The organism is Paracoccus seriniphilus (assembly GCF_028553745.1).
Lineage (GTDB): Bacteria > Pseudomonadota > Alphaproteobacteria > Rhodobacterales > Rhodobacteraceae > Paracoccus > Paracoccus seriniphilus.
In genome coordinates, this window is sequence record NZ_CP067133.1 from 1 (window position 1) to 12,374 (window position 12,374).

Consider the following 12,374-nt stretch of genomic DNA (forward strand, 5'->3'; position numbering starts at 1 on the left):
ATGGTAACTGAAAACACGAATTCGTTGACGCCTCTGCTCCCTGATCGCCATCCGCAGCACGATCTGTTCATTTGCGATGTGGCTGATGCGGTCCTGAAGGACGTAATGCAGCACATGGAGCACCCGTTTTACTCCCTTTCTAAGAAGCCGGAGACCACGGTTAAGCGCTACAGGAACGGCGAAAACTGGTTGGAAATCACGCCGAGTGTCAAAGGTCTCGCCACGATTTATGACAAGGACATCCTGATCTACTGCATCAGTCAGATTATGGCGAAGCTGAAGCTGGGTGAGCAGGTGTCGCCGCGTGTTCGGATTAACTCGCGGGAACTGCTGATCTTCACCAACCGGGGAACAAGCGGTCGGGAGTATCAATCCCTCCTCGATGCGCTTGACCGCCTCGAAGGAACACGGATCAGGACCAACATTGTCAGCGGCGATGAAGAGCAGATCGACGGCTTCGGTCTGATCGACGCATCCTCGATCCGTCGCAAGCACGGGTTGGACGGCCGCCTACTCTGGTGTGAGGTGAAGCTGTCGGATTGGGTGTTCAACGCGATCCGGAAAGAAGAGGTCCTGACCCTGCACCGAGACTATTTCCGACTGCGTAAGCCAATCGAACGCCGCGTGTACGAGATCGCTCGAAAGCACTGCGGGCAGCAGAGGACGTGGCGGATCACCTTGCGGAAACTTCTGCTCAAGACCGGATCCCAAAGCCCGGAGAAGCGCTTCCGCCAGATGATCAAGCAGCTGGTCCAGCATGACCACTTGCCCGACTACAACGTTACCTTCGACGAAACTGCGGACATGATTATCTTCACCAATCGCGGCACGATGGCCCCTGCGCCGATGATCGAAGGGCGTGTTCCCCCGCTGACGCCGGATACCTATGAACGCGCTAGGCAAGTCGCGCCAGGCTGGGACGTGCACTACCTCGAACGCGAGTGGCGGGACTGGATTTTTGAACCGCCCCGCGATGCCGATGGGGCTTTTGTCGGCTTCTGCCGGAAGTGGTTCGAAAAACGTGGGAGACCTTAACAGGATGAAAATCCGGTTATGGAAATGTTGCCGGTTACAGATTTATTTCTGGTGTTGAAAATAATTTTGGTAACGGATACAAACCCGGTAAAACAAACAGGCAGGTTCGAGCAATGCCCGTCATCGTCATGGCAAGCCCCAAGGGGGGTGTCGGAAAATCCACATGCGCCGTGCTCCTCGCATCGGAATTTGCCCGCATGGGGGCTGAGGTTACAGTCCTGGACTGCGACCCGAACAAATCCCTGACCCGTTGGGCCTCTCACGGCACGCCCAAGGGTGTCACTCTCCTGAGCGATATCGGCCGGTCAGAAATCGTACCGACCATTCGAAGCGCGGATGGGGACGGCAGGATTGTTATCGTGGACCTCGAAGGCGTAGCCTCGCAACTCGTTAGCCGGGCAATATCTCAGGCCGATCTGGTGATCGTGCCAATGCAACCAACCGCGCTTGATGCTGAGATCGGCTCGGAAGCACTCGCGCTGATCCGGGAAGAAGAGGAAGCTCTCGGCCGCAAAATTCGCCACGCGGTCGTTCTGACCAAGACGAGCGCTGCCGTGAAAAGCCGTGTCCAGAAAGAACTCGAAGAGCAGCTACGCGGGGCAGGGATCGACGTGATCGAGCCCTCTCTGGTCGCACGGGCAGCTTTCTCTGAAATTTTCGCCTATGGCGGCGATCTGACAGCGATGATGCAAGACCCGGAGATGGTGACGGGAGGCAAGGTCGATAAGGCTATCACGAACGCCCAAAGTTTCACGGAGGCTGTCTATGAGCGGCTCAAATAGACTATCCGGGCTGAAGGCCCGCCCGAAAGATACTACTGTCGAAGAGGTTCGGCGCGTAGACGACGTGGGAGAGGCGAGGGGGTTCCTTGATCGAACGCCACGAAAGAAGCCCGGCCGCAAGCCTAGCCCCCGCACTTGGCAACTTCACCCGAAGGTTTTCCCGGAGGTAGGGGAAGCCATAGCGGCTGAGGCGGAGCGGCTTGGGATTACCCAAGGTCAACTAATCGAGCGGCTTTGGGAGAAATACACATCGGAGTGACTACAGCCGATCCTTCGTACCAGCATCGAAAATACCCAAGCATGTTCTGAATCTCGCTTATGGTAAACAAATGGTCATTGATCGAATAGCGTTCGCGGGCCAATGCTGGCTTCATACTCGGAGTACTGTCCAAGTATGGCCCGGACGGCGGCGGGCGGTAGGGGGTCTGCCAACTTGTCACCGTTGAACTCCAGAACGCGAAGAACGCGCCGGTTCTTGGGGCGTCCATCGATGTTCTGAAAAGCCCATTGCACTTTCAGATTGTCCAGCACTTCCACATGAAGGGCCTTGTGTGTCACCTTGTGCCAGAATTCGGCGTCTTCGATCACGAAGTAACAATCCCGTCTGATCTGGTCCTTGCCCTTCCACTGCCGGGTCTTCTGGTCTTCTTTGTCCCAGTTCGGAGAGGTGACATAGATGCTTTCAATGGACACAGCCAATTCGGGCGGCTCTTTGCCCTTGGGCTTCCGAGCTGGCTTTTGGGCGCGCTTGGGGAATGAGTTGCGCGGAATCGGGAAGTCGTCGTCCGGTGTGAAACCTACCCGCTTCACGTCGCGGTCTTCGATACATGCGGCGTAGAAGTCTGCGCGCGCGTCGACGGCATCTGGCAGTGCTCCAACCTCCATTCCTACCTTCTGGATTTCGTCCGGACTTTTCTCAAGGACGCCTCGTGCCATCGCCACCACAATTTGCGCCGCCTCTTTGCAGGCTTCATCGGCACTAATCGGCAAGGCCTCCGAGGGACCTTCGGTCACGTCAAGACCGGTTTCGTCATTTTCCGACGTTTCTGTTTCGACGTGGAAGGCGTCAATCCGGGCGCGGTGATCTTCCCCAAAGGACTGCGCCCATTCTGCCGGTGTCCGCCCAGTAAGTCCTTCAACGTAGGCCGAACCGACATCGGTATTCAGGAAACCAAAGACCGCCGTTGTCCCGCCTGAAATCCATATAGCCAGCTTGGAAAGGAACGTTCCTTTCGCCGGTGGCAGGACGATCAGTTCATATTCAAGGCTGCCGTTGAAAAAGGTTTCGTCCAGAGCGTCAATCACCTTCCGGGCGCTTTCCGCCGTCTTGATGAAGGTGTCCAGTTTCAGGAAATGATCGCTGACGTCGAAGTGAATGTAGAGGCGGTCAAAGCGCCCGTCAAATTCCCAGACCAAGGTGTCTGTCATGCAGCTAATACCTTATACCGTAACAGAAAAATCGTAAGCCGCGAAAATCGCGTCGCGCAAGAAAAACTTGACGTGTGTCAGTCATTCGAATGGCCGCACTCGGCCGAGCATAATCAGCATCCATGCCCGTGCAGTGACATCGGCTCCAGGTTGCACGGCCCCGCAGTCGTCTCAGATATCGAAGAGGTCTGCCCGGGCACGGGCGGAAAGTAGCGAGCGAGGGGGCATATGTGTCCTCAAAACGGTGTTGAAGTTTTCTGGACACGCCTTAATATGAAGACTATTAAATAGACAGATATCGACACCCAGAAGAACGATCACCCATCTCTCGGGAAGACGTCCTCAAACCGTTCGTTTTGGAGACACTATGACACGCACGGGCGACATCCTCGGATACGCAAGGGTCTCCACCGCCGATCAAGACCTGTCCGGCCAGAAAGACCGGTTGCTGCAGCACGGCGCTATTCGCGTGTTCGAGGACGTGATCTCCGGCAAGACGTTCAACCGACCCGGTCTGGCGGCCTTGCTTGATCAGGCCAGACCCAACGATACTCTCGCTGTCATCCGCCTCGATCGCTTGGGCCGCTCGCTCAAAGAGCTTCTGGAAATTGTCGATGACCTCAAGGCCCGAGAGATCAATCTGATCAGCCTTGAGGAGAGGATCGACACGACATCCGCCGCTGGCGAACTCGTATTCCACGTCTTCGGGGCTATTGCGCATTTCGAGCGGCGCCTGATCTCTGAGCGCACCAAAGACGGCTTGATCAACGCGCGGAAACATGGCCGCACCCCCGGGCGGCCATCATTGCAGCCCGAGACAATCTCAGCCCTCCAAGATCTCGTCAGCACCGGAAAATCCGTCGCCCAGGCCGCAAAACATCTCGGCATAGGCAGATCAACAGCTTACAAGGTGATCAGAAACAGCAACCCACCATGAGTGTTCGCTGAAGGTTCCGCCTTAGAGTAATCCTACGCACAAACCTTCCGATAGGGCCTCGTCGGGAAATTCTCAGGAATGGCGAGGATCTCGAGAACTTGAACGAAGCAACTTGTCTCAGTCGTCGTAGTGCGGGCCGTCAACAGTGATGTTAGACAGATCAAGTCCATCTTGCATCAGGACCAGAGAGAAACGCTTGAAGAACGAAAAGAATTTCGACCCAGTCATCTCAATATCAATGGCTCGGACAACTTTTTCAGGATCGTCATACCTGCCTTTCTGCAAATAGACTAAGACGCCGGGTTCGTATTCTTTTCCGTGATTGCCGTTGAAAGAAATGCGGTAGCCGATCACTCTTTCATCATCCGTGGCAAGGCCCGCGCCAACCAGATAGTCGGCCATGCTCTCGGTATCAGACCTATCTGCGGCGACAGTCCCCTTAAAATCGTTGTACTGAACAGAAGCGACGAAATCGGACATACTTTACTCCCGGTGACCTGCCCCAAAAATTTGCCCGCTAGGTATCTCACTGAGCCGTGGGTTCGCGCAACCTGCCCCATGAAGTATGACCGGATATTTTGAAGTTGGCCGGGTCAAAGCGAGCGATCCCTTTGGGCGACCTGCTCCCGGATCTGATCTTCCAGCAGTCGCTCACCATCTCCCTTCGCTTCGCAGGTGATCAGCGCGAAGGTTTCCATGCCAACACGCAAAGCACGGCGGCTGTTGTGGCTGACTAGGAACGTGCCGTCGATCTCCGGTTGTGTTTTCATCGACATCTGAAGATGGGTGGGTGACATCGCGAAGACGGCCCCAAAGAGGCGAGAACAGAGAAAGCTGGCTTTCGATCAGCCGCAGCGATACTGCCACCTGCATAAGCCAGCTTTCTTCTTTCCTGCCCAATTCTCTCGCGACGGCTGGAACAGTGGCGAATTGCAGAAAATATCTCGGAGTGCTCGCTGTCGGCAGGTAATAATCGGGATACGGTTCGGTCTACCCCGGCGCATAGGGGACAAACTGGAACACCCGCTTGTCTTCATACCTCTGCCGTCCGAAGAATCCTGCTTTCGCAGCGATGTCCGGCCAATTGTTGTTGGCAGTGCTCTTACGGATGATGTCCTTCAGGAAGTTCGCAGGATTCCCTGTTCCAAGCTTCGCCTTGCAGGCATGAATGGCGTTTACACATCATCGGAATACACGGTTCCATCCGGATATTTTCCGGCCTGAAACTCCCGGAACAGATACTCGATGACGGGTGTTTTCTTGGATAATCTAGGCGGCAAAGTGTAGCGTCTCAATTAAGTTCGGTAGGCACGGATAGCATTCGGATCGAGGTCGGACGCTGGCACCAGCTTGTAGTGCCGTTCTTCGACAACCCTGATCTCATCGTCCTGAAGCGTCAACTCAAACAGCGCAACGACCTGGTCAGACATGAACTGCGCTGAAATGGCGCGACACTGCATATCGGGAAACCGCTGCTCAACGAAGCGGATGTCTTGCGTGGTCTGAACGATGCCGATCTGATCTTTACCGCCCTTCGCCTGTACCGGGATGACGTAATGACAGCCGCGCTTGTCGAGACCGACATACAGTTCGTCGATCTCAATCTGCCCGATGCCCCGCACGGTCGTGCGCAGATGGTTCTGCAAGCTATAGGTGGTCAGCCCTAGGAAAGTGTCGATAAGCCGGTTATAGCGAACGATCGCCAGCAGAGCCTGTTCGTCGTCCAGGGCATAGGCTCGGATCAGCTCAGGCGTGGCATCAGGGATAGAGATCGTCACCAGATCGTCACGCGGGACGATGCGGTTCGCCTTCACCAAGCGAAAGCGGTACTGCGCCCTTCCGGCCAGCTCGATAACCCATTCACGCCCCTCGTCCTGCGTCGCGACGATTGGCTCCGGAAGCGCCACACGAAAGCGAAAGGAATACAGCACATCGCCCAGGTTCTTCGGCAACCGGATATTGAGGGCGGCCGCAGCGTCCTCGATGTCCTCGCGGGTAAACTCCAGCGCCGCAGCACCTTCTTCGTACCGATCAAAGAAAATCTTCTCGATCAGGGCACCGTAGCGGTTTGGCTCCTTAGCCATTGGCAGCCTGCTGCAGTTCGGCTTCGATGTCTTCCTGACGGCGCTTGCGCGCACCGCTCTTGCGGTCACGCCGTCCAGACGGAGCCGGAACCCCGAAATATGCAGCTGCGTCGGTCATGTCGCCGGTTAGCAAGGCGGTGTCTCCAAGGGCAATCGGTGCAGATGGGCGGGTGGGTTTGACGCCCAGAGCCGCAATAATCTGCTCGGCGATCGCCCTCGCCAGAGGCGGCGGCACGGCATTGCCGATTTGACGTGCGCCATGCCACTTCGTAACGTGAAAGCGGAACCAGTCCGGGAAACCGTGCAGCCGCGCCATCTCGCGCACCGTGATGCAGCGCTGGTAGCGGTAGTGGATTGGGCGGGGGCTTGTAAACGCCCCGCGTGCGCCGTCTGTACCGGCGCGCAGCGTGTTGGAAACACCACCGGGAGCTAGCTTGAAGAAGCGGCTGATCGGCTCGACCGTTCCAGGCTCAGTAGCCGCGAATCGGCGGCGGGAAATATCCGTGTGTTCAGTACGAGCGCTAGACGTCAGCACAGCCGGGTCCCAATCGCGTACATGACCATAGTGCCAAGAGTCGTTGCCTAGGCAACGCATTTCGGCAGCGTAAGCCGAAGGCTCGCCGAAGCGTGAAGTGGGAACCGCATCGGATGCGTGGAGAGTTCGGTAGCTGTCGGCGTCGGGAAGGTCGCCGATCGCCTCTTCACAACTAGGCCCGAACGGCAGCTCGGGAAACTTCACCGGCTTGCCGGAAATGTTCGTCTGCGGTGCCGGATAGTCGGGAAGCGGATGCCCCTTCTTCGCCCCCATGAGGATGAAGCGCTCACGCGACTGCGGCACGCCGTAATGCGCGGCATTAAGCACCTTCCAAGGCAGGCGCACGTCGTAACCGGCCGTATTGAAGGCGGTCTCCAGCTCCTGCAGGAACTTGCGGTGCTTCCCAACCGTCAGCCCCTTCACGTTCTCGAAGACGAACATCGTGGCATCCAGCTCGCGTACGATGCGTACAAAATCCAGCACAAGACGGTTACGTGGATCGTCCAGGACTCGGTGCCCGATCAGGGAAAATCCCTGGCAGGGCGCACCGCCAAAGACACAGTCTACCTTAGCATCACCCAGACCAGCGGCGCGGCGGATGTCATCACCGTTCAGGTGTTCGACAGAGTGGGGCAGCACAGCAGTATTTGGGAAATTAAACTCGTGGACAGCGCAGTGCACTGGGTCGATCTCAACGGCCGCCCGCACATCGAAGCCGGCCTGTTCAAAGCCCAGGCTGAGGCCGCCCGCACCGGCAAAAAGATCAATACCCACCGGCCGCATTTGCCGTCTCCTGTAGTTTCTTAGTTCTCGATTCGACATTCTAACCAAGAGGTTTCTATATGTCGATCGTTTTCCTTATTCACCCACAAATCCCGGAGAACTAAGAGCAAACGTGCCGGGTCTCTAGTCTCACATTCCCAGACTGTAAGCACCTGCCATCCGGCATTCACCAAATCACGTACGTTCTTGGCATCGCGCTCCACGTTCTGCGCAAGCTTCGGCCCCCAGTAATCGAGTTTCGATTTGGGAGCCTTCCCCTTACTGCATCCGTGGGCATGCCAAAAGCAGCCATGTACTAAGATCACCTTCCGCCGCTTCCCGAAGACGATATCCGGACGGCCCGGCAGGCCTTTACGGTGGAGGCGGTATCGATAGCCAGCACCGTGCAGGAGACGGCGCACCACCAGCTCAGAGGTTGTGCCCTTTTGCTTAACCGACTGGATAATGCGGCGGCGCTGCTGAGGACTTCGCGTGTCCATGTTCTGAGTTTCTTTAGCTGTGTGGCATGAGTGCCGGGCAATCGAGGAAGAGACGCTATGTTGCGATGACAAAGCGTTGTCCGACTAGGCAGTCAAAAATCTGAGGCGTTCTAGGGGCTGTCTGCCCCCGCGCCTGACGGCGCTCCCCCGAGGATACTTTTGGGAAGATGAAGTCAGATACGATGATCTGGCTCAGTCGCATCCACGACCTGCTCCAGGATCACAGACGGCACAACACCGATCGCGCGGGCAAGGACCACCAGCTCAACGACATCAATCCGGCGCTCGCCACTCTCGATCCTGGCAACCAGAGACTGATGGCACTTAAGGCGCTCGGCCATTCCAGCCTGCGTCAGGCCTGCCGCCTTCCGGGCGTCGATCAGCGCTTCACATAAAGCCACATGACCTGTGCTTCTGATCGTCTTCGTCATGTCGCTGCGCCACCTCTTTGGGCGCAAGCGGTAATCTGCTTTTCAGATTATCTAAAAAATGGATAATTCAGCATATTCCAAGCCAGTTCCGAGGAGACACCCCATGCGCCAGCCCCTTCAGCATTCGATGATCCTGACCAAGCTTACCAGGACAGGACAGGCCCTGATGCAACTGGACAGCCGTGGCTACGTCGACATCGAAACCGCCCGGCATCTGGTCGCCGCAGGCCTTGCAGCGCCGGAGCGCATTCGTGTCGAAATCCGGCACCTCCCTTCCAGAGAGTTCGAGGGCATCGGCCTAACGTCTGAGGGCAGCGCTGCCGTGAAAAATCTGGTCCGGCAGATAGCCCCTATATCGGGATTATCGGACAGCCGTTCTTTCACGACCGGCCCCGAGCTTTCCGACAGCGAGCGGGTCGTGACCTGTGGCTATTTGGGCTGGCTTGGCGAAGATGCTCTATCGCAACTTGATCGCCGGTTCGCATGGGGCTGGTGCCCTGAGATGCCCAGGGAGCCAACCCAGGTCTTCGAGGTTCCCCTTCCCATGCTCAAGACATCGCGCCGGAAGATAGCCCGCAGACTTACCGCCAAGATCGGGCCTGTCGATCCCGACTTCGACCAGAAGGGTTTCATGGACGCGCTATGGGGCGACGGTTGATCCGGATTGCTGCGAATGCCAAGGGAGCCGACTGAGAAGCCGAAGGCAGCAGAGGCGAGCGAAGAGCCGAAGGCGGCGGCACCGGGACTGGCCGAAGGCGCGGCGCTTCAAAGCAAGGCAGCTCGCTATCGCCGCCCAGGCGGTATTGCCAAGGCCAAGGCCCAGACCGCTTTGCCGTTGCCCGAGGGTGGCAAGGTCGACTCCGACGCTTCGCTAGATGACGCGGTTGCGGCAAGCCAGATGATTTCCAAGGCGCACGAACACGCGATGAAGACATTGAAGCAGGCGAGTTGAAGGCTACCCGCACCTGAAACGAGAAAGGCCGGCGCTTTCGCCGGCCTTCTCTACTTATGACGTTTGGTCTACTTTTTCGCCTTGCGCTCGAACTTGGTACGTTCGGCATATAGGTCGAAGCTCACCCAGCAATGCTTTGCGAGGTCCATGCCTGATTTTCCGATCTTGCCGTGAATGACCTTGATGCCGCGATCCTGAAGTTCCTGCGCAACTGGGATGAAGTCACGATCCGCAGTGACGAGCACAGCAACGTCATAGGCCCCGTTCCAAGCGAGGCTCATCATGTCGGAGACAATCCGCGTATCCACACCTTTCTCTTCCATGCCGCGCATGTCGCCGCCACAAGCAACGCAGTTCGTAGCTTCAGCATGACAGGCGGGGCACTTAGGGGGAGACTTTTTCTGGCTACGTTTGACGCAGGTTGCGACAACGCCAGGGCGCGCATCAAGCCACGTCTCTACCCAGTTCTTATGCTTCATATCGGCGGCCTTGCCGTCCGTGTATGAGCTATAGACGTGAAGCCCCTCATAGGCGACGCCAGATACAGGCTTGATCAGAGCGTTAACTGTGTCACAGCAAGCCCCGGCAACTCCGTTCCAATCGAGCTGAAAGCTCGGTCTACCAGCAGCAGCTTCCATACTGTTTAGGGATAGCTGGAAATTCCAGAAGTCTACAAAGATGCGAACGCGAACCGGCGGAAGTGGAGACGTCAAGATTTTCACTCTGCTAAAACGAATAAAGGCGCCTTTAGGGCGCCCTTACTCATAATGCTCATTTCACAACATCGCAATCGAGGCGAGTGATCCATGAGGGGTCATAGTGGTCCTCATGTAGCACTCTTTCCTTCCGCAGTCAAGTTTGAGTCCATTTACATACTGTGGATCAGTACTTCGAACTTCGAGCTGCAACACGATGTGCGAGGCTCTGCGCTCCGGCCGTCGCCTTCTTGGCCCCGGCCGCGCGGCCCGCAGCACTCGTGACTGTCTGTCTTCTCCCCGTAATGTTCGGAGGTGATCGCCTGCCGTTAGGCAGGCCGTTTGAAGGAAGTGAGTATGTGTCTTTCCCGCCTTTTGGCGGGCGAACGACAATTGGGTTGCGCGACGCGGAATCAAATTGTCTAGTGAGTACACATACTCACTTCCTTCAAACGGAGGCTCCCATGTCCGCAGAACCCCACAAGCTCCTTGATGAAGGCTGGTCCAAGGTCCGGGGCAGCATGCAGGGCCTTCACGGTGAGGGGAAATCCTTCGGCATCATGCGGACTGCGAAGATCAAAACGCTCGGCAACATGGGGGCCAGCCTTCAGCATAGCTTCCGGGAGCGGGAGACCCCGAATGCCGATCCCGCCAGGACCAGCGACAACACGATCCTGGTCGGTGGCGACAACAGCAAGGACGTGCTGGCAGCGTGGAAGGATCGGGCTCCCGAGAAGATCAGGAAGAACGCCGTGCACGGTCTGGAATACTTCATCGGTGGCTCGCCCGCGAAGATGAAGGCCATGACCAGGGAGGAGCAGGACACGTACTTCCGGGATGCGCTTGGCTGGATCGAGAACCGGCACGGCAAGGAAAACGTCCTCTCGGCCATGATCCACCGCGACGAGACCACCCCGCACATGACGGTGATGACCATCCCCCTCGATGACAGGGGCAAGCTGAACTGCCGGTCGTTCGTGGGGAACAAGAAGGCTCTTTCCGATCTCCAGACAGACTTTGCGGAGAAGGTCAGCGAGAAGCATGGCCTTCGGCGGGGCATCAAGGGCTCCACAGCGCGTCACGAGCGCGTGCAGCGGGTCTATGGGGCCTACATGTCCGGTGAAGACGCTGTGGCCCTCCCTGAGCGCGTCAGAGGCTCCCTTCTGCGCGGCGGCAAGGAAAGCGACGCTGACTGGCATGCACGGGCCACAGAAGCCGCCACAGACGCGCTCCGCGGCTTCCAGATGAAGATGCGGGAAGAAAAACTCGACATGGACGCGAAGCTGAACACGGCGCAGTCGATGATTCAGTCTCTTCAGTCACTGCAGCAGAGCTATAAGACCCAGCTCGACGCAGCCCGTGAAACGCTGTCGCGATTGGTGTCGAGCCTGGAACTGGCTGACAAGGGGGCCGAGGCAAACGCTGCCCTCGAAGCCTATGCCGATCTGGAAGGGAAAATCCTCAACGGTGACCTTGGTGTCCTCAAGGATGCGGCGGGTTCGCCAGCTCGGATCGATAAGATCGTGGACATCTATGACCGTGTCATTCCTGAAGGCACCGCGATGACGGAGGAACAGGCCCGGTTCGACCGGGCACTGGATCTGACATTGGATGCCATGGCTGATGGCAGGGTCGTAAAACGGAAAGACCCGGTACGGATTGCAATTGAGGCTCGGGCCCTGCCCTGTGTTCAAAAAGCCCTTGTTCACTTGGCACAGGATCGAGTGAACCCGCCCTTCACCAGTCGTGACGAACGTTTGGCGTTCCAAGCGGAAATCGAAGGTGCTCTTTCCGAGGAGCAGCTGGTGGTCCTGAAACAGGGGGACGAGACAGTACTGGAAGACATTCTTGGTGATCGACTTTCTCAGCCGCAACAGCTCAGCTTGGCACTGGCCTACTTTGATCATGCGGACGTTGATATCGATGCTGGTGTTCGGCGGGGTGTGATCGAGCGGCTTTCAGATGCAGAGGATGGACCTAAATATCAGGAGCTAGGGCTCCGGCACTGACCGAGCGTGGAGACTTATCCACAGGCCGCACGATCTCCGGGAGTGTTAAATATGTGTTAGATTCTGTGTTACGCGGGTCTGGCGCGTCTTTTTATTCATTAAAAACAAACAGTTACGCGCAGCAAAGGTAACTAAAAACACGAATTTCGGTAACTAAAATCCTGCTTTGGGTAACTAAAAACACGAATCTTGACTGAGGTAACTGAAAACACGAATGTACTCGT

Annotated in this window: 14 protein-coding genes; 6 read left to right on the plus strand and 8 right to left on the minus strand. The window is 57.0% G+C overall.

Annotation, left to right across the window (positions count from 1 at the left end; genetic code table 11):
• Window positions 1-1,035 carry a replication initiator protein A gene (locus JHW44_RS20355; RefSeq protein WP_272850376.1) on the plus strand — a complete coding sequence of 345 codons (1,035 nt, stop codon included), beginning with the start codon at window positions 1-3 and terminating at the stop codon, window positions 1,033-1,035.
• 113 nt (window positions 1,036-1,148) lie between these two features.
• Window positions 1,149-1,817: a ParA family protein gene (locus JHW44_RS20360; RefSeq protein WP_089346126.1), complete on the plus strand. Its 669-nt coding sequence runs from the start codon at window positions 1,149-1,151 to the stop codon at window positions 1,815-1,817.
• A 333-nt stretch (window positions 1,818-2,150) separates the two neighbouring features.
• Here the strand turns inward: JHW44_RS20360 and JHW44_RS20365 are convergent, their stop codons facing one another.
• Window positions 2,151-3,245: a hypothetical protein gene (locus JHW44_RS20365; protein WP_143811516.1), complete on the minus strand. Its 1,095-nt coding sequence runs from the start codon at window positions 3,243-3,245 to the stop codon at window positions 2,151-2,153.
• Between the two features lie 367 nt (window positions 3,246-3,612).
• Between JHW44_RS20365 and JHW44_RS20370 the strand changes: the two genes are divergently transcribed.
• Window positions 3,613-4,182, plus strand: coding sequence for a recombinase family protein (locus JHW44_RS20370; protein ID WP_089346129.1), 570 nt, complete (start codon window positions 3,613-3,615; stop codon window positions 4,180-4,182).
• 117 nt (window positions 4,183-4,299) lie between these two features.
• Here the strand turns inward: JHW44_RS20370 and JHW44_RS20375 are convergent, their stop codons facing one another.
• The 6 genes from JHW44_RS20375 to JHW44_RS20400 form a co-directional block, all read right to left on the minus strand.
• Window positions 4,300-4,662 carry a hypothetical protein gene (locus tag JHW44_RS20375; protein ID WP_089346130.1) on the minus strand — a complete coding sequence of 121 codons (363 nt, stop codon included), beginning with the start codon at window positions 4,660-4,662 and terminating at the stop codon, window positions 4,300-4,302.
• A 113-nt stretch (window positions 4,663-4,775) separates the two neighbouring features.
• Window positions 4,776-4,979, minus strand: coding sequence for a hypothetical protein (locus JHW44_RS20380; protein WP_179217816.1), 204 nt, complete (start codon window positions 4,977-4,979; stop codon window positions 4,776-4,778).
• Between the two features lie 498 nt (window positions 4,980-5,477).
• Window positions 5,478-6,266 carry an endonuclease gene (locus JHW44_RS20385; RefSeq protein ID WP_089346131.1) on the minus strand — a complete coding sequence of 263 codons (789 nt, stop codon included), beginning with the start codon at window positions 6,264-6,266 and terminating at the stop codon, window positions 5,478-5,480.
• Window positions 6,259-7,584, minus strand: coding sequence for a DNA cytosine methyltransferase (locus JHW44_RS20390; RefSeq protein ID WP_089346132.1), 1,326 nt, complete (start codon window positions 7,582-7,584; stop codon window positions 6,259-6,261). Before JHW44_RS20390 ends, JHW44_RS20385 begins: the two co-directional genes overlap by 8 nt.
• 20 nt (window positions 7,585-7,604) lie before the next feature.
• Window positions 7,605-8,063 carry a very short patch repair endonuclease gene (locus JHW44_RS20395; RefSeq protein ID WP_089346133.1) on the minus strand — a complete coding sequence of 153 codons (459 nt, stop codon included), beginning with the start codon at window positions 8,061-8,063 and terminating at the stop codon, window positions 7,605-7,607.
• A 173-nt stretch (window positions 8,064-8,236) separates the two neighbouring features.
• Complete coding sequence (locus tag JHW44_RS20400) at window positions 8,237-8,494, minus strand: helix-turn-helix domain-containing protein (protein WP_089346134.1); 258 nt, start codon at window positions 8,492-8,494, stop codon at window positions 8,237-8,239.
• A gap of 103 nt (window positions 8,495-8,597) precedes the next feature.
• On the opposite strand from JHW44_RS20400, the gene JHW44_RS20405 reads away from it, so the two are divergent.
• Window positions 8,598-9,152 carry a hypothetical protein gene (locus tag JHW44_RS20405; RefSeq protein WP_089346135.1) on the plus strand — a complete coding sequence of 185 codons (555 nt, stop codon included), beginning with the start codon at window positions 8,598-8,600 and terminating at the stop codon, window positions 9,150-9,152.
• A 15-nt stretch (window positions 9,153-9,167) separates the two neighbouring features.
• Entirely contained in the window at window positions 9,168-9,446 is a 279-nt protein-coding gene (locus tag JHW44_RS20410) for a hypothetical protein (RefSeq protein WP_089346136.1), read from the plus strand.
• Between the two features lie 68 nt (window positions 9,447-9,514).
• Here the strand turns inward: JHW44_RS20410 and JHW44_RS20415 are convergent, their stop codons facing one another.
• Complete coding sequence (locus tag JHW44_RS20415) at window positions 9,515-10,159, minus strand: NYN domain-containing protein (protein WP_179217817.1); 645 nt, start codon at window positions 10,157-10,159, stop codon at window positions 9,515-9,517.
• A gap of 446 nt (window positions 10,160-10,605) precedes the next feature.
• Between JHW44_RS20415 and mobV the strand changes: the two genes are divergently transcribed.
• Window positions 10,606-12,150: a MobV family relaxase gene (gene mobV, locus JHW44_RS20420; RefSeq protein WP_179217818.1), complete on the plus strand. Its 1,545-nt coding sequence runs from the start codon at window positions 10,606-10,608 to the stop codon at window positions 12,148-12,150.
• Window positions 12,151-12,374 lie beyond the last annotated feature (224 nt).

Bases quoted from the DNA above. Each gene is read 5' to 3' on its own strand.
- JHW44_RS20370 (WP_089346129.1), top strand. From the start codon at position 3,613: ATGACACGCACGGGCGACATCCTCGGATACGCAAGGGTCTCCACCGCC.
- JHW44_RS20365 (WP_143811516.1), bottom strand. From the start codon at position 3,245: ATGACAGACACCTTGGTCTGGGAATTTGACGGGCGCTTTGACCGCCTC.
- JHW44_RS20390 (WP_089346132.1), bottom strand. From the start codon at position 7,584: ATGCGGCCGGTGGGTATTGATCTTTTTGCCGGTGCGGGCGGCCTCAGC.
- JHW44_RS20385 (WP_089346131.1), bottom strand. From the start codon at position 6,266: ATGGCTAAGGAGCCAAACCGCTACGGTGCCCTGATCGAGAAGATTTTC.
- JHW44_RS20360 (WP_089346126.1), top strand. From the start codon at position 1,149: ATGCCCGTCATCGTCATGGCAAGCCCCAAGGGGGGTGTCGGAAAATCC.
- JHW44_RS20395 (WP_089346133.1), bottom strand. From the start codon at position 8,063: ATGGACACGCGAAGTCCTCAGCAGCGCCGCCGCATTATCCAGTCGGTT.
- JHW44_RS20405 (WP_089346135.1), top strand. From the start codon at position 8,598: ATGCGCCAGCCCCTTCAGCATTCGATGATCCTGACCAAGCTTACCAGG.
- JHW44_RS20410 (WP_089346136.1), top strand. From the start codon at position 9,168: ATGCCAAGGGAGCCGACTGAGAAGCCGAAGGCAGCAGAGGCGAGCGAA.
- JHW44_RS20375 (WP_089346130.1), bottom strand. From the start codon at position 4,662: ATGTCCGATTTCGTCGCTTCTGTTCAGTACAACGATTTTAAGGGGACT.
- JHW44_RS20380 (WP_179217816.1), bottom strand. From the start codon at position 4,979: ATGTCACCCACCCATCTTCAGATGTCGATGAAAACACAACCGGAGATC.
- JHW44_RS20355 (WP_272850376.1), top strand. From the start codon at position 1: ATGGTAACTGAAAACACGAATTCGTTGACGCCTCTGCTCCCTGATCGC.
- JHW44_RS20400 (WP_089346134.1), bottom strand. From the start codon at position 8,494: ATGACGAAGACGATCAGAAGCACAGGTCATGTGGCTTTATGTGAAGCG.
- mobV (WP_179217818.1), top strand. From the start codon at position 10,606: ATGTCCGCAGAACCCCACAAGCTCCTTGATGAAGGCTGGTCCAAGGTC.